The following is a 22605-nucleotide window of genomic DNA, read 5'->3' as shown; positions in this document are numbered from 1 at the left end:
CCGGTGCGTCTTTTTGTCTCTATTTATTTATTCAGGTTCAGGGAAGCTTTGACGAAATCGCGGAACAATGGCTGCGGACGGTTCGGACGGGAAGTGAACTCCGGATGGAACTGGGTAGCCACGTACCAAGGGTGGTCTGGCACTTCCACGATTTCCACCAGACGGCCGTCCGGGGATGTACCCGCAAAGCGCAGGCCCAGTTGAGCCAACTGCTCGCGATATTCGTTGTTGACTTCATAACGATGACGATGACGCTCATAAACGAGTGTGCTGCCGTAAGCAGCTTCGGTCAGCGTGCCAGCTTCCACTTTGGAAGGACCGATGCCAAGGCGCATGGTTCCGCCTTTGTCTTCGATTTCTTTTTGCTCTGGCAAGAGGTCGATGACCGGATAAGCGGTGTCCGGGTTGATCTCGGAGCTGTTGGCGCCGTCCATGCCTGCCACGTGACGGGCAAATTCGATAACGGCAATTTGCATACCGAGGCAGATGCCCAGGAACGGCACTTTGTTTTCGCGAGCATAGCGGGTCGCGATAATTTTGCCTTCGATACCGCGATCGCCGAAGCCGCCTGGTACCAGTATGCCGTTTACATCGCCGAGCAGTTCGGCTACGTTTTCCGGCGTCACTTCTTCTGCGTGCACCCATTTGATTTCCACTTTGGAATCATTCGCATAACCGCCATGGTACAGCGCTTCTGCTACGGACAAATAAGCATCGTGCAGCTCCACGTATTTTCCGACAATCGCGATTGTGGTCGTTTTCGACAGGTTCTTGATTTTGTTTACCAAGGACTTCCACTCGGTCATGTCTGCTTCCTGGCAAGTCAGGCCGAGGTGGCGGCAAACATAGTCGTCCAGACCTTGCGCTTGCAGTTGCAGCGGCACGTCGTAGAGAGTTTCCGCATCCACGCACTCCACAACCGCGTTTTTGTCGATGTCACAGAACAGTGCCAGCTTGTCCTTCATTTCCTGGGTCATTGGCTGTTCGGTACGAGTCACGATCACAGTTGGCTGAATGCCCAGGCTACGCAGTTCCTTCACGCTGTGTTGGGTCGGCTTTGTTTTCATCTCGCCTGCTGCCTTGATGTAAGGAACCAGTGTCACGTGAATGTACATGACGTTTTCGCGGCCAATGTCGCTCTTGATTTGACGGATGGCTTCGAGGAACGGCAAGCTCTCGATGTCCCCTACAGTTCCGCCGATCTCGGTGATAACCACGTCTGCTCCGGTTTCACGGCCAGCGCGGAAAATGCGGTCTTTGATCTCGTTGGTGATGTGCGGGATTACTTGAACCGTTCCGCCCAAATAGTCGCCGCGACGTTCTTTGGCGATGACAGTCGAATAGATTTTTCCTGTCGTTACGTTAGAGTTGGCGCTCAGGTTGATGTCGATAAAACGCTCGTAGTGCCCCAGGTCCAGGTCGGTTTCCGCTCCATCGTCCGTGACGAACACTTCCCCGTGCTGATACGGACTCATTGTTCCTGGGTCCACGTTGATGTATGGATCACATTTCTGGATGGTTACCTTCAAGCCCCTATTTTTCAGGAGTCGGCCCAGAGAAGCCGCTGTAATTCCTTTTCCCAACGAGGATACGACCCCGCCTGTCACAAAAATATACTTCGTCATCGTTAACGTCCCCTCTTTCCCTAACCCTTTAGTAGTAGTAAAAAACGTATGAAGACGGCTCCCAAAAAAAGAAAAACAAAAGCGAGTCCTATCCCTTTTGGCAATGGGGTAGGGGCACTTTTGTTTTATAGTTTCCCTTATTTAATCCTTCTTCATGTGAAGCCCAAGGAGTATTTTATCTGTCCCTCAGGCGGAAGTCAAGGACTTATCACTTATCCTCGTCATCTTCCAGCTCTTCGTCAACTTCCTCTTCTTCGAGTTCCTCGTCAAACAGCTCGTCTTCCTCTTCTTCGAGCTCTTCTTCGTCGATTTCAGCATCAATCTCTTCGTCTTCGATATCCGCATCATCATCCACGAATTCTTCTTCGTCCTCGAAAATGACCACGTCGTCGTCTTCGTAATCCTCGACAATTTCGTCTTCGGTGTCGTAATCGTCGAAGTCGTCGTCGAGAATAACTTTTTTCTTCTTCGTTCCGCCGCCCTCTTGCGTTTCTTCCACCGTGTCAGTTGGGTACCAGCGCTTCAGTCCCCACACGTTGTCTCCAAGGCACACAAAACGGCCGTCAATATTAATCTCAGTGTATACTTGCGCGATGATAGCCATGAGTTGTTCGTTTGTCATGTTACGAACGGCAGCCAGTTCATCCATCAGCTCGCGGAAGTTGTAAGTGCGATTGGTTTCACGCAAAATTTCATACGCAATATCAACCAACGCCATCTCGCTCAGTTTCTCGGGATCAATATGAGCAAACAATTGACTCACCCAGGGCACGTCCTTTCCATTAGAAAACTATTGGCTTGAATACCGACCTCGCCCTTTGCTGGGGGACGCAGGCTTTGCTTAGGCAACTCATAAATGATGTCGATCGCCTCACTCGTATATCGTACAACATACGAAGGCTAACATACAGTATTCCTTATTTTAGACGAAAATGCAAGGCTTTCAAACACGCAAAAGACCATTTATTCTCGACACTTGCCTCTCGGCCGTTTTCCATGCGAGTCCGCTCTGTACAGCAGCACAAAAAAGAAAGCCGCTCCGCTACCGTACAGATAGCAAAGCGGCTCTCGTGTTCATTAGTTTCGGATTAGATAATCAAATGCACCCAAGGCTGCGGTTGCACCTGATCCCATCGAAATAATGATCTGCTTGTATGGACTATTCGTGCAGTCGCCTGCAGCAAATACGCCCGGAACGGAAGTAGCGCCGTGTTTGTCGACAACGATTTCGCCCATCCGATTGCGTTCAACTGTGTCTCCCAGCCAATCGGTGTTCGGCACAAGACCGATTTGGACAAACACACCTTCCAGTTCAATGTGATGAACCGTTTCCGTCTCGCGATCCTTGTAGGAAATGCCGTTGACCTTGTCGGTGCCGGTGATTTCCGTCGTTTGCGCATTGGTGATAACCGTTACGTTTGGCAAGCTGTGCAGACGATCTTGCAAGACGGAGTCGGCTTTCAGCTCTGCAGCAAACTCAAGAACCGTGACGTGCTTGACGATACCCGCGAGATCGATCGCTGCTTCAACGCCGGAATTGCCGCCGCCAATGACGGCTACGCGCTTACCGGCGAACAGCGGACCGTCGCAGTGCGGGCAATACGCCACGCCTTTGTTTTTGAACTCGGCCTCGCCAGGCACACCCACATTGCGCCAACGCGCACCCGTCGAAAGGATAACGGTTTTGCTCTTGAGCACAGCACCGTTTTCCAGTTCGATCTCGATCAGGTCTTTTTTCTCCAGACGTTTGGCACGCTGCAAGTTCATGACATCGACATTGTACTCTTTGACGTGCTCTTCCAGACTCGCTGCGAGCTTCGGACCTTCGGTGTATTTGACACTGATAAAGTTTTCAATACCTAAAGTGTCCATGATCTGGCCGCCGAAGCGTTCAGCCACAATGCCGGTGCGAATGCCTTTGCGTGCGGCGTAGATGGCCGCACTTGCTCCGGACGGGCCGCCGCCGATAACGAGCACATCGTACGGCTCTTTGTTCGCAAATTCGGCTGCATCTGGAGCAGATCCGAGCTTGGCGAGAATTTCTTCGAGCGTCATCCGGCCGCTGCCAAAAGGTTCCCCGTTCAGGAAAACCGTCGGCACTGCCATGACGTTTTTGCTTTCGACTTCTTCTTTGAACGCAGCACCGTCAATCATAGTATGTGTAATACCAGGATTGAGAACACTCATCGCGTTCAGTGCTTGAACTACATCAGGACAATTGTGGCAGCTCAAGCTGACATACGTTTCAAAGTGATATTCGCCTTTCAGACTCTTCACTTGATCGATGAGCTTCTGGTCAACCTTTGGAGGTCTGCCGCTCACTTGCAGCAAAGCTAACACCAAGGAAGTGAACTCATGTCCCAATGGTACGCCCGCAAAAGTTAATCCGGTATCTTCACCGATACGATTGACACTAAAGCTAGGTGTACGCTGCATGGAGGTTTCTTCAAGCTTTATTTTCTGTGACATGGTTGCCAGTTCTTCCAGCAAAAGCATCATGTCACGAGATACGCTATCGGAACCAGCGCTGTACTTCAGCAGCACTTCGCCTTCCATAAGCTGAAGGTATTGCCCTAGTTGCGCTTTAATTTCTGCGTCCAGTATCATTTATCCCACTCCTTAGATCTTACCAACAAGATCAAGGCTTGGTTTCAGGGTAGCAGCACCTTCTTGCCATTTCGCCGGGCAAACTTCGCCTGGGTTGTTGCGAACGTATTGAGCTGCTTTCAGTTTGCTTACAATGGCGCTTGCATCGCGACCGATGCCGCCTGCGTTGATTTCGATTGCTTGGATAACACCATCTGGGTCGATGATGAAAGTACCGCGATCAGCCAGTCCCTCTTCTTCAATCAGTACATCGAAGTTGCGGGAGAGCGTGTGAGTTGGGTCGCCAATCATGGTGTAAGTAATTTTGCCGATTGTCTCGGAAGTATCGTGCCATGCTTTGTGAGTGAAGTGAGTATCTGTGGAAACGGAGTAAACTTCAGCTCCCATGGATTTCAATGTTTCGTATTGGTTTTGGAGGTCTTCGAGTTCAGTCGGGCAAACGAAAGTGAAGTCTGCTGGATAGAAGCAAACAATGCTCCATTGACCTTTAAAGTTTGCTTCGGTAACTTCTACAAAATTGCCTGCTTTGTAAGCTTGAGCTTTGAAAGGCAGTACTTCTTTTCCGATAAGGGACATAGTGAACATCCTCCTACATGATTGTTTTAAGAATTATTAAATGTAATAATTCTAACTTGATAACAATTATCATTCAAAACTTTCCGTTTGTCAACCTCTATTATAATAACTTTAATTTAGAATTTGTGCCTACATTAGTCTTGAATATTTAACGGAAGAATATACGCGTTTACATTGGCCCTTTTTCCGCGGCTCCCCCGTAAAAACAAACGATACAAGGACTGCCTCTGCAAAAAGAAGTGGTCCTTGTATCGTTTTGCCTCGCTCTAGCCTGTTACATATTTCTCCGGTACTGGCCGCCCACCTCGTACAAAGCGGCGCTGATCTGACCGAGCGAAGCGACCTTCACTGTCTCCATCAGCTCGGCAAAAATGTTTTCGCCTGCCATCGCCACCTCTTGCAAGCGGCGCAGCGCTTGTGGCGCTACGTGGCGGTTGCGCTCCTGGAACGCGCGCAGGTTGATGATCTGCTGTTCCTTTTCTTCCTCTGTCGCCCGCGCCAGCTCGATCTCGTAATCTTCTTCGGACGCGTTCGGATTGATAAAGGTGTTAACCCCGATGATCGGCAGCTCGCCAGTGTGCTTTTTCATTTCGTAGTACATCGACTCATCCTGGATTTTGCCGCGCTGGTACTGCGTCTCCATCGCTCCCAGCACGCCGCCGCGCGAGCTGATCCGCTCGAACTCCTGCATGACGGCTTCCTCCACCAGATCGGTCAGCTCGTCGATGATGAATGCGCCTTGCAGCGGGTTCTCGTTTTTCGCGAGCCCCATCTCCTTGTTGATAATCATCTGGATCGCCATGGCCCGGCGCACAGAGTTCTCTGTCGGGGTCGTAATCGCCTCGTCGTAGGCGTTGGTATGCAGAGAGTTGCAGTTGTCGTAAATCGCGATCAACGCTTGCAGCGTCGTCCGAATGTCGTTGAAATCCATTTCCTGCGCGTGCAAGGAACGTCCAGAGGTCTGGATGTGGTATTTCAGCTTTTGGCTGCGCTCGTTGCCGCCGTAGCGGTTTTTCATCACAGTCGCCCACACGCGGCGCGCCACCCGGCCGATGACCGTATATTCCGGATCGAGGCCATTGGAGAAAAAGAACGACAAATTCGGCGCAAAATCGTCAATGTGCATGCCTCTGCTCAAGTAATACTCCACGTACGTAAAGCCATTCGCCAACGTAAACGCCAACTGCGTGATCGGGTTAGCCCCCGCCTCCGCGATATGGTAGCCGGAAATGGACACGGAGTAGTAGTTGCGCACTTTATGGTCGATGAAATACTGCTGAATGTCGCCCATCATCCGCAGGGCAAACTCTGTCGAGAAAATACAAGTGTTCTGCCCCTGGTCTTCTTTCAAAATATCCGCCTGAACGGTTCCGCGAACAGTCGACAAAGTGTACGCCTTGATCTGCTCCGCTTCTTCCTCGGTCGGCTGGCGGCCTTCCCGCTGGACAAACTTCTCGATCTGCTGCTCAATCGCCGTGTTCATAAACATCGCCAAAATCATCGGTGCCGGGCCGTTAATCGTCATCGACACAGACGTGCTCGGCGCGCACAGGTCGAAGCCTGCGTACAGCTTTTTCATGTCGTCCAGCGTGCAGACGCTCACTCCGCTCGTCCCGATTTTCCCGTAAATATCCGGGCGGTAATCCGGGTCTTCGCCGTACAAGGTCACAGAGTCAAAAGCCGTACTGAGCCGCTTCGCTTCGTCGTTTTGCGAAAGGAAATGGAAGCGCCGGTTCGTGCGCTCAGGCGTGCCTTCGCCAGCAAACTGCCGCTTCGGATCTTCGCCCTCCCGCTTGAACGGGAACACGCCTGCCGTGTAAGGAAACTCGCCCGGCACATTTTCCTTCAGCGACCATTTCAAAATCTCGCCCCAGTCCTCGTAGTCCGGCACCGCTACTTTTGGAATGCGCGTACCCGACAGCGATTCCGTGAACAGTTTCGTGATGATTTCCTTGTCCCTGATTTTCGTGACAAACTGGTCCTTTCTGTACGCTTCCTTGAGCTTCGGCCAGTTGTCGAGAATCCGCCGGCACTCGGGATGCAGTTTCTCCTCAAACAGCCTGATCTGCTTGTCGAGCACCGCAACCAGCTCTGTCGCTGCCTCTTCCTGCGCCGCGAGCAGCGTCTCCTTTGCGCCGTGCAACTGATACAGCTTGCGGGCGATGGCAGACTGCTCCTCGGTGTACGCGCGGTATTGGCGGACCGTGTTGGCGATTTCCTGCAAGTAGTTGATTCTTTCTGTCGGAATCAACGAAGTTTTATGAATTTTTACCGGAGTCGTATCCAGATTCTCCACAGGCCAATCCACGCCTGTCTTTTCCACGATCCGATGCATCAGGGCAGCAAACAGCACATTTGTCCCCGGATCGTTAAACTGGCTGGCGATCGTTCCGTAGACGGGAATCTTCTCGTCAGGCAGATCGAATAACTGGTGGTTGCGGCGGTACTGCTTGCGCACCTCGCGCAAGGCATCCTCCGAGCCTTTTCGCTCAAATTTGTTGATCGCGATCACGTCGGCAAAATCAAGCATGTCGATTTTTTCCAGTTGGGACGGCGCGCCAAACTCGCTGGTCATGACGTACATGGAAACGTCGCACACCTCAGTCACTTGTGCATCGCCCTGGCCGATCCCGCTCGTCTCTACGATGATGAGATCAAACTGAGCCGCACGGGTAACCTGGATCGCGTCCTTCAAAGCGGCGGACAGCTCCATGCCGGACTTTCTCGTCGCCAGACTGCGCATGTAGACGCGCGGCGTATTGTTGGCATTCATACGGATGCGGTCGCCCAAAAGCGCTCCGCCCGATTTCTGCTTGGACGGATCGACAGACAAAATCGCGACAGTTTTTTCCGGATACGTGCGCATAAACCGGCGAACAAGCTCATCTGTCAGCGAGCTTTTTCCGGCCCCACCTGTGCCTGTGATCCCGAGCACCGGAATCGAGTCTCGCGCTTCCCGCACGCACTCCTTGAGCGGTTCCTTCCACTCCGGCTGATCGACGGCGTACTCCGCCACAGAGATCAGGCGGGCAATCGCCTTGTGGTTTTGCTCGCGCAAGCCAGCGACTTCGTTTTCCAACTGCTTGACTGTCGGAAAATCGCTGTTTCGAATCATGTCGTTAATCATGCCTTGCAAGCCCAAGCGTCTGCCGTCATCCGGCGAGTAAATTTTACAGACGCCGTATTCTTCCAGCTCCCGGATCTCGCGTGGAACGATGACACCGCCTCCGCCTCCGAAGACGCGGATATGCCCAGCTCCCCGTTCGCGCAAAAGATCAATCACGTATTTGAAATATTCCACATGGCCGCCCTGGTAGGAGCTGATGGCAATGCCTTGCACGTCCTCCTGAATGGCGGCGGTCACGATATCATCGACAGAGCGGTTGTGACCCAGATGGATCACTTCCACTCCCGAAGACTGCAAAATACGGCGCATGATATTGATCGAGGCGTCGTGACCGTCGTACAAGCTGGCGGCGGTCACGAAGCGAACCTTGTTTTGCGGACGATACACTTCGGTTTCCATCGTTCCACTCTCCCCCGAGATTGAATTAATTGACGTCAGTCGGAGACACTGATTTCCCGAAGCAGCAGCGTAATCTGCTTCTCGGTGTACTCCTCCAACGTATAGTGCTTGTGCAGAGCCCAGCGGCGGAACACCCACATTTCGCCCAACACCATGATATTGTCAGCCATCAGCTTGACATGCTTCTCATCGAGGCGCAGCGAGCCGTCGGCAATCCCTTTTTGCAGGATCTCGACAAAAATTTGCGCAATTTCTTCCTCACGTCCGAGAACGTAGCGCAGCGTTTCTTTTGGCAACGACTTCGACTCCTGGTAAATGAGCAGGACGCGGTCGCTCATCTGATCCATCACACGAAAGAAGCTGCGGATGGCGAGCTTTAAAATTTTCAGCCCTGTGCCGTTAAAATTGATCGCTTCGCGCAGGCGCGTCTCCATCTCGGCATGAATCGCATCGCAAACGAGATAGAGTACGTCTTCCTTGGATTCGATATATTCGTACAAGGTTCCGATACTGAACCCCGAAGCCCGGGCAATCTCCCTTGTCGTCGTCTTGTGAAAACCTTTATTGATAAAGAGATGAACGGCAGCCTCAATAATTTGCTCTCGCCGTTTTTCAATCAGTTTCGGGTCCTTTACCAAGGACGGTATGGTTTTTCTCTTTTCGGACACAACAAATCCACCTTTCCAACCGACTGAGCGTTTAGTCAGACACTTTCAGGAAAAGAAAGGAGCAAACGCTCTTCTTGCGTATCTTTTCGCACACCATTATACGCGAGGAAGAGCGCAAAGCCAAACCTTTCTTTTCCGCAGGCCCTATCAAAAAATCTTTTTGCTTTCAGCTAGTTGGATTGATCGTGGCTGCCGGTTGGCGCCTCGCTACTCTTTCAGCAGGTAGTTGCTGATGACGACACGCTGGATTTCATTCGTGCCTTCGTAAATTTGCGTGATTTTCGCATCGCGCATGAAGCGCTCCACCGGATACTCGCGGGTATAGCCGTAGCCGCCAAACACTTGCACCGCTTCGGTCGTAACTTCCATCGCGATATCGCCCGCGAATACTTTGGACATGGCCGATGCTTTTCCGTAAGGCAGTCCCTGATCTTCCAGCCACGCCGCCTGATAGGTGAGCAGGCGCGCCGCTTCAATCTTGGTCGCCATGTCAGCCAGCTTGAACTGGATCGCCTGCAACGAGGCAATCGGCTTGCCGAACTGGTTGCGCTCCTTCGCGTAGTTCAGCGCGTGCTCGAAGGCGCCCTGGGCAATTCCGACCGCTTGAGCGGCGATTCCGTTCCGTCCGCCGTCCAAGGTCATCATCGCGATTTTGAAGCCTTGGCCTTCTTCGCCCAGCCTGTTCTCTACCGGCACTCGCACATCTTCGAAATTGACAGCGAGCGTCGGCGAGGAACGGATGCCCAGCTTCTTCTCTTTTTTCCCCATCGTAAAGCCGTCCATGCCTTTTTCCACGATAAAAGCGGTGATTCCTTTGTGCTTCAGCTCTGGCTGGGTTACGGCAAAAACGATGTAGATTTCCGCTTCGCCCGCATTGGTGATGAAAATTTTGCTGCCGTTCAAAATGTAGTGATCGCCGTCGCGCACCGCTGTTGTGCGCATTCCTGCCGAATCGGAGCCGGAGCCTGGCTCAGTCAGACAGTAGGCCCCCATCTTCTTGCCCTCTGCCAACGGGCGCAGAAACTTTTGTTTCTGCTCCTCCGTTCCGAACTTGTAAATCGGCCAGCTAGCAAGCGAGACCTGCGCGGACAAGGTTACCCCGATTGACGCATCCACACGGGAGAGCTCTTCTACTGCAATGACGTAGCTCAAGTAATCCGCGCCAGCGCCTCCGTATTTTTCCGGCCAAGGGATGCCCGTCAGGCCAAGCTCAGCCATTTGCTCGAAAATGGATCGGTCGAAGCGCTCTTCCTCATCGCGCTCGGCTGCTGTCGGAGCTACCTGGTTTTCTGCGAAGTCGCGGATCATTTTGCGCATCATGTCATGTTCTTCGGTAAGCTGGAAATTCATGTTTTTCACTCCCCCATGTGCTTTGCGCCGGTCCTTGTCAGGCTACACAACTCTGACCGGACAACAGGCTCTATTAATCAGCAAGCAAATGCTTGGCGATGACGATTCGTTGAATTTCGTTCGTACCTTCGTAAATTTGCGTTACTTTGGCGTCGCGGAACAATCGCTCAACCGGGTATTCCCGGGTGTAGCCGTAGCCGCCGAACACCTGGACCGCTTCTGTTGCCAACTCCATCGCCGTGTCCGTTGCAAACCGCTTCGCCATCGAGGCTTCCATGCCGCAGGAGATTCCCTGGCTGCACAGCGACGCCGCGCGGTACACGAGCAGTCTGGCTGCCTCCGCCTTGGTCGCCATGTCCGCGAGCTTGAAGGCGATCGCTTGTTGCTTGGCAATCGGCTGGCCGAACTGCTTGCGCTCCTTGGCGTACTCTGTCGCGTAGTGAACCGCAGCCTCGGCGATGCCCAGCGCCTGTGCGGCAATCCCGATGCGTCCCGTATTCAGATTGGCCATCGCGATACAGAAGCCTTCTCCCTCCTGCCCCAGCAGGTTTGCAGCAGGCACACGCGCGTTGTCGAAAACAAGCTCGGTCGTGTAGGAGCCGTGCAGCCCCATCTTCTTTTCCTTTTTGCCGACGGTAAAACCTGGCGTATCTTTTTCCACGATGAAGGCGGAGATGCCCTTGGTGCCTTTCGTGGAATCGGTGACGGCAAACGTGATGTACGTATCCGCTTCGCCACCGTTCGTGATAAACACCTTGTTGCCGTTCAGGATGTATTCGTCGCCTTTTCGCACAGCGGTCGTCCTGATGCTGCTCGCATCCGATCCGGCATGCGGCTCGGTCAAGGCAAAAGCGCCAAGGTATTCGCCGCGGGCAAGCTTTGTCACGTATTTGCGCTTCTGCTCCTCCGTTCCGAAGTACAAAATCGGATTGGTCCCTACAGAGGTGTGCACGGACAGAATCACTCCTACCGTTGCGCTCACTTTGGAAATTTCGTGAATCGCCAAAATGTAAGAGACAAAATCCGCTCCGGCACCGCCCCATTCTTCGGCGATCGGGATTCCCATCAGCCCCATTTCGCCCATCTTTTTGATGACCTGGCGGGGAAACTCATCCTTCTCTTCCATAATCGGAACAAACGGCGCAATTTCTTTCTGCGCAAAGTCGCGCACCATGCGGCGCATCATTTCCTGTTCTTCATTCAACCTGAAATCCATGTCCGTCCTACCTTTCTGCCGAATCATCAGTTAGTTGTACACGTAGAATCCTCGACCGGATTTTTTGCCTAGCCAGCCCGCTTTTACATATTTGCGCAACAACGGGCAAGGACGGTATTTGGAATCGCCAAAGCCTTCGTGCAGCACCTCCATGATGTAGAGGCACGTATCCAAACCGATGAAGTCCGCCAGTTGGAGAGGGCCCATCGGATGGTTCATGCCGAGCTTCATCACTTCGTCGATCACTTCCGGCGTCGCCACACCCTCATATACACAGTAGATCGCTTCGTTGAGCATCGGCATCAGCACCCGGTTGGAGACAAAGCCCGGAAAATCATTGACGCTTACAGGCACTTTGCCCATTTGCTTGGACAAATCCTCTGTCAGTTGGTACACCTCATCTGCGGTTTGCAGTCCACGGATGATCTCGACCAGCTTCATCACGGGAACCGGGTTCATGAAGTGCATGCCGATCACTTTTTCCGGGCGCTTCGTCACAGCCGCAATCTCCGTAATCGGCAGAGACGAAGTATTGCTCGCCAAGATCGTATGCGGCGGACATACCTCGTCCAGCCTGGAGAAAATTCCTGTTTTCACCGCCATGTTTTCCGTCACAGCTTCGATGACAAAATCCGCTTCCGCAGCGTCCGCCAAGTCCGTCGACACGACGAGACGGGACAAGATCGCCTGCTTGTCGTCCTCGCTCAGCTTGCCTTTTTCCACGTTGCGCGACAGGTTTTTCGCAATCGTCGCCAGACCGCGCTCCACAAACGGCTGCTGCACGTCGTTCAAATAAACGCGAAAGCCTGCCTGCGCCGCTACCTGGGCAATCCCGCTGCCCATCTGTCCTGCTCCGATGACCATAATCGTTTGTACGTTCATGTAAAAGGCCTCCCTATTCCACTTTAATCAGGATAGCGTCTCCCTGTGCGGCACCGCTGCAAATCGCCGCGATCCCCAATCCGCCACCGCGTCTCTTCAATTCGTAAGCGAGGTGCATAATAATCCGCGCTCCGCTCGCGCCAATCGGGTGACCGAGCGCGATCGCTCCCCCGTTCACATTCACTTTTTCGTCGTCCCAGCCGACGATTTTGCCGCTCGTCAACGTCACGGCCGCGAACGCTTCGTTCACCTCGAACAGATCAATCTCGCCGAGCGACACCCCTGTTTTTTCAAGCAGCTTGTTGATCGCAAGACCCGGTGTTGTCGCGATGTAGGGCGCTTCGGCCCCCACCTGCGCATGCCCGAGAATCGTCGCCAGCGGCTTGATGCCCAGTTGCTTCGCTTTTTCGTCAGACATCAGCACCATCGCTGCCGCTCCGTCGTTGATTCCCGGCGCATTGCCTGCCGTAATTGTGCCGTCCTTTTTGTAGACCGGAGGCAGCTTGGCGAGTCCTTCCCTGGTGGTATCCGGGCGCGGTCCCTCGTCTTTTGTGACCAGCACCGGCTCTCCTTTTTTCTGCGGAATGGAGACGGCGACAATCTCTTCGGCAAAAAGCCCGGATTCCACTGCCTTGGCAGCCCGCTGCTGACTGCGCAGCGCCCACTCGTCCTGCGCTTCCCGCGTAATTCCGTACTCTTCGGCTACGTTGCTGCCGTGAATCGCCATCGGCACCTGGTCAAACGGACATGTGAGGCCATCGTACATCATCAGATCGCGCACGGTGGCATCGCCCATCCGCATTCCGTAGCGCGCATCCGGCAGAGCGTACGGCGCGTTGCTCATGCTCTCCATCCCGCCTGCGACGATGATTTCCCCGTCCCCTGCGCGAATAATCTGGTCGCCCATCGTGACGGCGCGCATCCCGGAGGCACATACTTTGTTGATCGTCTCGCTCGCCACATTCCAGGGCAGTCCGGCTTTGCGAGCGGCCTGGCGGGAAGGCACCTGACCCGCGCCTGCCTGTACGACCATTCCCATGATGACTTCGTCGATCTGGTCGCCGGAAATGCCGGAGCGCTCCACTGCCTCCTTGATGACGACAGCGCCGAGTTCTACCGCAGACAACGCTTTCAAAGAGCCGCCAAATTTACCAAACGGGGTACGTGCCGCCCCTACAATCACCGTTTTCATCGCATGCCCTCCATTCGGCTTTTTCGTAGCTTATTAACGAAAAATAAATTGATCGAGCGTTCGTTCATTTTATCTGCTATCTTCATTTTGCCGTCTTCTGTTCGATTAGTCAATGAATTAGGAAAAAAAGAACAGCCTGAGTTTTCCCTCGTATCAGGCTGTTTTCGCGGTGCCGATCCTCTCTGTTTTAGATCGCGTCCGCCAAAATTTCCGCTACATCGCGCGTCTTGACGTCGTCTTCCTTTTCCTTGGTCTTGATGCCGTCATTTATCATGGTCAGGCAGTACGGGCAGGCGCTGGCGATTGCGGTCGGATTGACCTCCAACGCTTGCTCTGTGCGCGCCACGTTGACCCGCGTGCCCTCATGCTCTTCCATCCACATCAGACCGCCGCCCGCTCCGCAGCACATGCTGTCGCAGCCGCTGCGCTTCATCTCGACTACTTCCACGCCAGGAATTGCTTCCAGAATGACGCGCGGCTTGTCGTAAATCTCGTTGTAGCGCCCCAAATAGCAAGAGTCGTGATACGTAATGCGCTCCTTGACTTCCTTGGTCGGCTTCAGGCGGCCTTCCTTCACCCACTGGGCGAGCAGCTCGGAGTGGTGGTACACTTCGGCAGTCAGACCGAACTCCGGATACTCGTTTTTGAACGTATTGTACGCATGCGGGTCGCAGGTCACGATTTTTTTGACTTCGTAGCCTTCGAACAGCGCGATGTTTTCCTGCGCCAACTGCTGGAACAAAAACTCGTTTCCGATGCGGCGCGCTGTGTCTCCCGAGTTCTTTTCCTCGTTGCCGAGGATGGCGAACTTGACGCCTGCTTCGTGCATGAGCTTCACGAACGCCTGGGAAATTTTTTGGCTGCGCAAGTCAAACGACCCCATCGAGCCTACCCAGAACAAATACTCGAAGTCCTCGACCTGTTTGACCGTCGGCACTTCGTATTGCCCGTTCAGACCTTCGATCCACTTCATCCGGTCTTTGCGGTTGATTCCCCACGGGTTGCCCTGGCGCTCGATATTGTTCAAGGCGCGTTGCGCTTCGGCTGGCATGCTGCCTTCCGTCATCACCAGGTAGCGGCGCATGTCGATGATTTTTTCCACGTGCTCGTTCATGACCGGGCATTGATCCTCGCAGTTGCGACAGGTCGTACAAGCCCACAGCTCCTGCTCGGTAATCACATCGCCAATCAAGTTTTTCTCGTAGACAGATGTCGCCTCTTCGGCTGTGGCCGCTACTTCGGACGCTTGCAAAGCGATCTGGTTGGCCGTCGTTTGCGAAAACGCGAAGTTCGGCATCCACGGCGTGCGGGAGGTGACAGCCGCCCCTTTTTCCGTCAAATGGTCGCGCATTTTCGTAATCAGGTCCATCGGCGAAAGCATTTTTCCGGTACCGGATGCCGGACACATATTCGTACAGCGTCCGCACTCGACACAGGCGTACAGGTCGATCAACTGCGTTTGCGTAAAGTCCTCGATCTTGCCTACGCCGAACACTTCCTGCGTCTCGTCCTCGAAGTTGATGCTGGACAGCTTGCCGGGCGGGTCGAGCTTTTTGAACCAGACGTTTACCGGAGCAAACAGCAAGTGCGCGTGCTTGGACTGCGGCACGTAGACGGCAAAGCCCAGCAAAATAATCAGATGCGCCCACCAGAATACGTAAAACAGAACCGCTCCACCTGTCGTCCCTACGCCAATCGCGGAAAACGCCATCGCGATCACGGAGGAAATCGGCGCAAAGACGGATGCTTCATGGCCGAGCCAGATTTGCTCGAAGGCGAGGGAAAGCAGCACGGTCGCCATCAGGGAAGAGATCAGAAGCAGGACGATCCCTGACTTGAAGCCGCGCTTCAACCGCTTCAGCTTCTCGATATAGCGGCGGTAAAAGGCGTACCCGACGGCGGCCAGGATGAGAAACGTAGTAATCTCCTGCATGAGCGAAAAATATTTGTGAGCGCTGCCAAACGGAAGCTCGAAGCCTTTGGACAGCCCCTTGATAACCAGCTCAATCGCGCCGAACTGGAGGATAATGAAGCCGTAAAACATCACGACGTGCATGATCCCGCTCTTTTTGTCCTTCAACAGCTTCTTGTGGAAAATGACGTTGTCCAGCATCAGGTTGATACGTGCGCCAAAGTCATCTTTCACATCTGGCTTTTTGCCCAGCTTGATGAACAAATATCTGCTGTACACAACATGTCCGGCCAGATACAGCCCGTAAGCGAGCACCAGGAAAAACGCGATCAGATTGATAAGTGCCAGCATGTTTCTACTCCCCCACTTTCACGAGTTGTCTTTACTTTCTATCTTATCAGAATCAAAAAGAAAAATGAATGACTATTCAGTCGGTAAGTTTGATTTTTTAAAAGAATGAAATAAAACCGACTGAACGTTCGCTCATACTGCTGTAATCTGATCTTATCACATAAGTGGCAAATCAACCATCCTCCAAATAAAGTTGGAAATATTCTCATTAGAAAAGTGGGCGGCGCCAGGCTGTTTAGCGCAGCCTTCGTACCGGCATTGCTGTCTCACTTCATGCGGAGTGTGGAGTTCGGAGTTCGGAAGTCTCGCTCTCGCTATGCTGCCCTTTTTTTCGGATGTACAAAAAACAAGCGGCCGCCTGTTCGTAGCAGGCAGCCGCTTTACGTTCCTTTTTGCTCTCTTTATTTGCCGGACGCTTCTTTTGTTTCTACTGCGCTTTGTTCCTTTTTCGCCTTTTGCTCCATGCGCACATCGGCCAGCGACTTGACTTTTGTCGCCTTGATGCGCTTGTTGCGCGGCAGGTCGGCCGGCTCCAGGTTGTCTGCTTCATCCTGCATGAGCGCGGCGATACCGACTGCCTTGCCTTTTGCCGCGATGCAGTATTCGCAGTTTTCCTCGTCGTGCTCATGGTACTGCTTCGGCTCCGGATACGAAGTGATTACGCCTTCGAAGTTGCGCAGCACCACTTTGTCGGACGCCTGGGAAATAATGTAGTTCGGGCTGACCGGAATTTTCCCGCCGCCGTGCGGAGCATCCACCACGAAGGTCGGTACGGCGTAGCCGGAAGTATGGCCGCGCAGGTGCTCGATGATTTCGATTCCTTTGCTGACGGGAGCGCGGAAGTGGCCGATCCCTTCAGACAGGTCGCATTGATAGATGTAGTACGGACGGACGCGAATTTTTACCAGATCCTGCACCAGCTTTTTCATCGTGTTGGGGCAGTCGTTGATTCCGGCGAGAATGACGGCCTGGTTGCCCAGAGGCACGCCCGCGTTTGCCAACATTTCGCAAGCCTGCTTCGCTTCCGGCGTAATTTCCTTAGGATGGTTGAAGTGTGTATTGAGCCATACAGGATGGTATTTTTTCAGGATGTTGCACAAGTTTTCCGTAATCCGCTGCGGGAATACAACAGGCGCACGGGTACCGATGCGGATGATCTCCACATGCGGGATCGCGCGCAGGCTGCTGATGATGTATTCCAGCACGCGGTCGTTGATTAACAGTCCGTCTCCGCCAGAGAGAAGCACGTCACGCACTTCCGGTCTGCTGCGGATGTATTCAATACAGGCGTCGAGCTGTTTTTTTGGCACGCCCATCCCGATCTGGCCGGAGAAGCGGCGGCGCGTGCAATAGCGGCAGTACATCGAGCATTGGTTCGTGACAAGGAAAAGCACGCGGTCCGGATAGCGGTGCGTCAGGCCGGGAACCGGAGAATCCGTGTCCTCGTGCAGAGGGTCTTCCATGTCGTACTTCGTGCGCACCATTTCCGAAGACAGCGGTACGGATTGCATGCGCACCGGATCTTTCGGATCGTCCACGTCCATCAGGGAAGCGTAGTACGGCGTAATATTCAAAGGAATGGTTTGCGTCGAAATGCGCACGCCCTCTTCCTCTTCCGGCGTCAGGTTGATGACCTGCTTCAAATCATCTACGGTCTTGATGGTGTGGGTCAACTGCCACATCCAGTCATTCCACTTTTCTTCCGGCACGTCCTTCCAAAGCTCAATGGAACGCCAGTCACGTCTTGTCGCTACTGTCATCTGCTTCACATCTCCTCTCGTCTGTAGTGAACCCTCATGCGTTTCACTCGACCAAGTAAAGATGCAAGGGTCGTGCCAATCAAATCTAAAGATTTAGAAAATAAGAAATAGATCGTTTTGTAAGCGTTTCGCTCGTCTAGTCCGTCTGTTGGGGCTGCCGAATTTTCGGCATTCAACAGGGCGGGATCATCCGTTGCGAAAGCTTGTATTGCAGCGTTTGCCTGGGGATTCCCAAAAGCTTCGCCGCGCGCAGTACGTTGCCATCAGTCTTTTTCAGTGCGTCCCCGATGATCCGCTCCTCCAGCTCGCGCAGAAGCTCGGGCAGTGTACAGCCTTCCTTTTCCGCGAGCAAGGAAACCGGGTCTGACGAGAGTGTGTGCAGAGGCGTTTCCGGCAGCGCACGCTCCAGCATATGAGCGGGCAGATGCTCCAGCAGCAACATGTCGCCCTCGACCATGTTCATCGCAGCCTCGACGACGTGCTCCAGCTCCCGGACGTTACCCGGCCAGTCGTAGCGCGCAAACAGTTGGGCCACCTCCTGGCTGACTCCGCGCACATTCATGGCGAACTCGCGGTTGAATTTGCTCAAAAAGTGCTCCACCAGCAGTTCCACATCTTCTCTGCGCTCGCGCAACGGCGGCAATTCAAAGGAAACAACATTGATCCGATAGTACAGGTCGGTTCGCATCAGGCCGCGCTCCACAAGCGATTGCGGAGCTTCGTTGACGGCCGCAATGACGCGGACGTCGACTTTGGTCGACTGGCTTCCGCCGATTCGCCGAATCTGTCCATCCTGCAGCACGCGCAGCAGCTTTGCCTGCAAATCGAGCGGCATGCTGTTCAACTCATCCAAAAACAACGTGCCGCCGTCTGCCAGTTCAAACAGCCCGGGGCGATCGTCCGCTCCCGTAAAGCTTCCCTTCACCGTGCCGAACAACAGGCTCTCCAGGAGAGACGCGGGAAGAGCCGCACAGTTTTGCGCGATAAACGGCTTGCCGCTGCGCGAAGACGCCTGGTGGATGGACTGGACAAACAGTTCCTTCCCCGTCCCCGTCTCGCCGTAAATCAGCACGGGCGAAGTCGTTCGCGCCGCTTTTTTCGCCCGTTCCTTCAGCCGTTTCATCTTTTCGCTCTTCGTCAAAATGTCGTCGAAGTGAAAGGCAAGCTCCTCCGCTCCCCGCTTGGCGCGCTTCGGCTTGCTGATCTTCGCCTGCAAGTCGACGAGGCGCTCCGACAGCTCTTTCAGCTTGCCGATATCTTTGGCGACCTCGACTGCGCCGACCAGCCTTTTGCCGACGCGTACCGGAAGCGTCGTGTTGACCGTCTCGACCCGCATCCCTTTCCAGTTTTTATACGTCTGTGTCTGATTGTAGATCGCGTCCCCGCTCTCGATTACGCGCAGCAGCGTGCTCGAATGCCGATCAAGCGACGGAAACACCTCCAGAAGCGGCTTTCCGAGCACTTCCTCTGGCGTAAGCCCGTCAAGCCTGGCCGCGACGTGGTTATAGAAAATCGTGATTCCATCCGCATCGACTACGTGAATCCCCTCATCAATTGCCCCCAGTATCGCCTGCAACATTTCCACCGTATCAGACAACGGCATGCTGGCCTCCACTCCTTTCAACCTTGCTGCCAAAAAACCATCACTATGCCGAAAATTCGGCAAATGCGCATCAGCCTACCGATTTCGCGCGACCTGAATCGAGAGCATCATCGTGTACAGCAAATGTCCCAAAACCCATATAAAAAACGCGGTCCACGTCATTTGCACCTTGCTCAGCAGGCTAAAAGGCAAAAAGGCGACCGCGAACGCAAGCATCCAGCACAGCAAATAGCGGATGGTTTTGCCGCGATTATCCCGCGGGTAAAAATACATGAGAAAAAAGGCGATGATGACACTGATGAAAAGGTGAATCAACAGCTCTGCAATCGACGGCAAATTTTCCATGCCCGGGACGTAGCTGACATCGATCAGCACAGGAAACGTACTGGTTTCGAACAAACCGTCCCCCAGCGCCAAAAAGGCAGCCAAACCAAGCCCGGCAATGAGGCCATTTACGAGTACGAACACGCCTGTGCCCTCCTTCCATATCCTGCCGCGAGTCCTTCTATTGTACGTGCAAAAAACCGCCCTTGCAAAGAGCGGCTTATTTTCCAAGTTCGATTTTCAGTTCGTGCTCGCCCGCGTACTGCTCGTTCATCCAGGTCTGGTAAAAAATTTCCACCTGCACCGGCGCTTCCTCCGCATAGCGGATGCGCAGCTTGCTCGTGTGCGTCTCCATCGCAAACGGGCCGTACGGGCTTTGGTAGGTACCGTGCGTGCTGGCCCCTTTTTCAAAATGCTGTCTGGTCGACACGCCTCCCTGGCGCACGAGTGTAACGGCTCTGTCCGTCAGCTTGAGCGTCGTACTGACTTCCCCCACGCCTTCCAACTGTTCTTTGTACGTCAAATACCAGGCGCTGGCTTTTTGCACGAGCTTCCCTTCGTACTGATGCGTCGATTCATCCCATTCGCCGTTGACGCGATGTCTGGCTGACAGCTTCATCTGTACTTCTTGCATGACGACTTCCACACTCCATGATTTCTACTTTCTGTCCGCAAATCATCCATTCATTTTACGATCATCCCTCGTGGGTTGCAACCGCCTGTTCTTTTGCGTCAGCCAAAAGGAAGCGCATCGTCGCCGCGACACCGATCGCCGCCAGCAAGAGCAATCCCGCGAGAACGAGGTAGCCTGCACCTGCTCCCGTGTAGTCGATCATGACGGTAAAGACGCCGATGAGCACAAGGCGCATCATCATGCCAAGCGAGTTGAAAAAGCTCATCACTCGCCCCATAAACTGCTTCGGCACGACGGTCATGTAGAGCGACTGCCGGATGAGGCGGGCAGAGGCGTTGCTCCAGCCGTAAAACGTGTAGGCAGCGATCAAAGCCCAGCCGTAGGGCAAAGCCACCATCGCCACAATCACTACGGCAAACAGCAGCGTATTTCCGACCATGGCCGCAAGCTGTCCCATTTTGCGCACAACGACCGACACCAGGATGCCGGCTGCGACCGCTCCCAGCGCATACGCCATCTCCCCGAAGGAATACACCGAGACATCCGCCTTCAACGTTTGGCTGACGTAGACAGGCTTCAGCAGATTGCTCGCCATGACGGCGATAAACGGCATCAGCGCACAAATCCCGAAGACGAGAAAGCCTTTTTTCTCCTTTATGTAGCGCCAGCTTTGGCCGAACTGGCTGACCCAGGATACGCCCTGGCTCAGCTTCGCCTCGCCCTCCAGCGTGAACGTGTATTTCATCGTAGAGAGCAGACAGAAGGCAAACAGATACGTCAGCGCATTGAACAAAATGACAATGTGCAAGCCATAGTGGCCGAGCAAAATGCCGGAAAAAGCCCCTGCCAGTACAGACGCCGTCTGCCCCTCGATCTCCAGCAGGCTATTGATATCGCTGTAGTGCCTTGGCTCAAACGTTTCCTGGACAAGCGCAGACTGTGCCGGATAGTGAATCTGGTACATGAAGGTCGTCACCAGGTAAATCGTAATCAGCATCCACTCGTAGTACTCTCCGAAAAATCCCCAGGCAGCCAATATCCCGAGCACGCCGAAGCCGATCAGGTTTTCCACGAGCAGCATTTTTTTGCGGGAAAAACGGTCAATCAGCGTCCCGATGTACGGCCCGATGAAAAACATCAGGACCGCAGAGCTGAACATGGTAGAACCCAAAAGCTGTGCAGAGCCTGTCGTCTCCACCAAATACCAGGCAATCCCGATCATCGTCATGCCCTGACCGAAGCCGGAAAAAAGATTGGAGAAAAACAGCTTGCGAAACTGGACGTGAGCAAAAACCTCTCTCATACGAAACAACTCCCTTGAAAAAAGCTTCGGCAGCTTTTTACTCTGTATGGCAATTTTATCTATTTTTATATACTTTGTAAACAAAAATGTTGTTTAAGTGGCTGAATGATAGGACTGCCTCCAGTTACCTCCAGGCGGGACAGCATGAAAAAAGCCCCCGGCTTTTTGCGAAAACCGGAGGCTTGTCTGTTGTTCGTATTGTTATTTTACAAAGCTGAGCAGCAGCTCGCGCACGATTTTCGATGCCACGATTTGCGTCATCTCGCTGTGATCGTACACAGGAGCCACTTCCACCAGGTCGCAGCCGATGACATTGGCGCCGTTTTTCGCCATGTAGTGGATGGTGTCCAACAGCTCGCGGGAAGTAATGCCGCCTGCTTCGGTTGTGCCTGTGCCAGGTGCGTGCGCCGGGTCCAGAACATCAATGTCGATGGTCAGGTAGATCGGACGGTTGCCGATCGTCGGCAGCACTTGCTTCACTGGCTCCAGCACATCGTATTTGTACAGGTGCATGTTTTCCTTCGCCCAGTCGAACTCTTCCTTCATGCCGCTGCGGATGCCGAAAGAATACACATTTTTGCCGCCGATCAGGTTGCACACCTTTTTGATTGGCGTGGAGTGGGAATACTGGTATCCTTCATAGTTGTCGCGCAGGTCAGTATGCGCGTCAAAGTGGAAGACTACCATGTCCTTGTACTTTTCATAAACGGCCTGGAATACCGGCCAAGACACGAGATGCTCGCCGCCCAGTCCGAGTGGGAACTTGCCGTCTTCCAGCACTTTTGCCACGAACGTGCGGATTGCATCCAGGCTGCCTTCGACGTTTCCAAAAGGAAGCGGAATGTCGCCTGCGTCAAAGTATTTGATGTCTTCGAGCAGCCTGTCCAAGTACGGGCTGTACTCTTCCAGACCGATCGACACTTCGCGGATACGGGCAGGGCCGAAACGGGACCCCGGACGGAAGCTGACTGTCCAGTCCATCGGCATGCCGTAAATCACTGCTTGGCTTTCTTCATAGCTGCTGTGGCTGCGGATGAAGACATTGCCGGAGTATGCTTCGTCAAAACGCATCAGGG

17 protein-coding genes are annotated in these 22605 nt (G+C 53.7%); all 17 read right to left on the bottom strand.

Features of this window, described 5'->3' with window-relative positions; translation table 11 throughout:
- Positions 1 to 23: 23 nt before the first annotated feature.
- The 17 genes from pyrG to speB all read right to left on the bottom strand — a co-directional run bounded on the left by pyrG (position 24) and on the right by speB (position 22600).
- Positions 24 to 1625 (bottom strand): CTP synthase, encoded by a 1602-nt coding sequence (gene pyrG, locus M655_RS02505; protein WP_005827826.1) that lies wholly within the window; start codon positions 1623 to 1625, stop codon positions 24 to 26.
- A gap of 208 nt (positions 1626 to 1833) precedes the next feature.
- Positions 1834 to 2388 carry a DNA-directed RNA polymerase subunit delta gene (rpoE, locus tag M655_RS02500; protein WP_005827829.1) on the bottom strand — a complete coding sequence of 185 codons (555 nt, stop codon included), beginning with the start codon at positions 2386 to 2388 and terminating at the stop codon, positions 1834 to 1836.
- A gap of 314 nt (positions 2389 to 2702) precedes the next feature.
- Positions 2703 to 4232 (bottom strand): alkyl hydroperoxide reductase subunit F, encoded by a 1530-nt coding sequence (gene ahpF / locus M655_RS02495; RefSeq protein ID WP_005827831.1) that lies wholly within the window; start codon positions 4230 to 4232, stop codon positions 2703 to 2705.
- A 12-nt stretch (positions 4233 to 4244) separates the two neighbouring features.
- A complete protein-coding gene (ahpC, locus tag M655_RS02490; protein WP_005827833.1) occupies positions 4245 to 4808 on the bottom strand; it encodes an alkyl hydroperoxide reductase subunit C in 564 nt (187 codons plus the stop codon).
- A 274-nt stretch (positions 4809 to 5082) separates the two neighbouring features.
- Positions 5083 to 8334 carry a fused isobutyryl-CoA mutase/GTPase IcmF gene (icmF, locus tag M655_RS02485; RefSeq protein WP_005827834.1) on the bottom strand — a complete coding sequence of 1084 codons (3252 nt, stop codon included), beginning with the start codon at positions 8332 to 8334 and terminating at the stop codon, positions 5083 to 5085.
- 35 nt (positions 8335 to 8369) lie between these two features.
- Positions 8370 to 9002 (bottom strand): TetR/AcrR family transcriptional regulator, encoded by a 633-nt coding sequence (locus tag M655_RS02480; protein ID WP_005827837.1) that lies wholly within the window; start codon positions 9000 to 9002, stop codon positions 8370 to 8372.
- Between the two features lie 207 nt (positions 9003 to 9209).
- A complete protein-coding gene (locus M655_RS02475; RefSeq protein WP_005827839.1) occupies positions 9210 to 10352 on the bottom strand; it encodes an acyl-CoA dehydrogenase in 1143 nt (380 codons plus the stop codon).
- A 73-nt stretch (positions 10353 to 10425) separates the two neighbouring features.
- Complete coding sequence (locus tag M655_RS02470; RefSeq protein ID WP_026557568.1) at positions 10426 to 11568, bottom strand: acyl-CoA dehydrogenase; 1143 nt, start codon at positions 11566 to 11568, stop codon at positions 10426 to 10428.
- A gap of 30 nt (positions 11569 to 11598) precedes the next feature.
- The gene (locus M655_RS02465) at positions 11599 to 12450 is read right to left on the bottom strand and encodes a 3-hydroxybutyryl-CoA dehydrogenase (protein ID WP_026557569.1); all 852 of its coding nucleotides are present in this window, start codon (positions 12448 to 12450) and stop codon (positions 11599 to 11601) included.
- 13 nt (positions 12451 to 12463) lie between these two features.
- Positions 12464 to 13642 (bottom strand): acetyl-CoA C-acetyltransferase, encoded by a 1179-nt coding sequence (locus M655_RS02460; protein WP_026557570.1) that lies wholly within the window; start codon positions 13640 to 13642, stop codon positions 12464 to 12466.
- Positions 13643 to 13829: 187 nt separating this feature from the next.
- Positions 13830 to 15905, bottom strand: a complete 2076-nt coding sequence (locus tag M655_RS02455; RefSeq protein WP_026557571.1) for a (Fe-S)-binding protein — start codon at positions 15903 to 15905, stop codon at positions 13830 to 13832.
- 401 nt (positions 15906 to 16306) lie between these two features.
- Positions 16307 to 17665, bottom strand: a complete 1359-nt coding sequence (gene kamA, locus M655_RS02450) for a lysine 2,3-aminomutase (protein ID WP_005827844.1) — start codon at positions 17663 to 17665, stop codon at positions 16307 to 16309.
- Positions 17666 to 17837: 172 nt separating this feature from the next.
- Complete coding sequence (locus M655_RS02445) at positions 17838 to 19268, bottom strand: sigma-54 interaction domain-containing protein (RefSeq protein ID WP_007786118.1); 1431 nt, start codon at positions 19266 to 19268, stop codon at positions 17838 to 17840.
- A 75-nt stretch (positions 19269 to 19343) separates the two neighbouring features.
- Entirely contained in the window at positions 19344 to 19736 is a 393-nt protein-coding gene (locus tag M655_RS02440; protein WP_005830249.1) for a hypothetical protein, read from the bottom strand.
- 76 nt (positions 19737 to 19812) lie between these two features.
- Positions 19813 to 20226: a YwiB family protein gene (locus M655_RS02435; protein WP_005830251.1), complete on the bottom strand. Its 414-nt coding sequence runs from the start codon at positions 20224 to 20226 to the stop codon at positions 19813 to 19815.
- 61 nt (positions 20227 to 20287) lie between these two features.
- Positions 20288 to 21529: an MFS transporter gene (locus M655_RS02430; RefSeq protein ID WP_007786121.1), complete on the bottom strand. Its 1242-nt coding sequence runs from the start codon at positions 21527 to 21529 to the stop codon at positions 20288 to 20290.
- A 201-nt stretch (positions 21530 to 21730) separates the two neighbouring features.
- Entirely contained in the window at positions 21731 to 22600 is an 870-nt protein-coding gene (gene speB / locus M655_RS02425) for an agmatinase (RefSeq protein WP_005830254.1), read from the bottom strand.
- Between the last annotated feature and the right edge of the window lie 5 nt (positions 22601 to 22605).

This window comes from Brevibacillus sp. NSP2.1 (assembly GCF_000470975.2).
GTDB classification, from domain to species: domain Bacteria; phylum Bacillota; class Bacilli; order Brevibacillales; family Brevibacillaceae; genus Brevibacillus; species Brevibacillus agri.
This window is presented reverse-complemented; position numbering and strand designations above follow the sequence as displayed.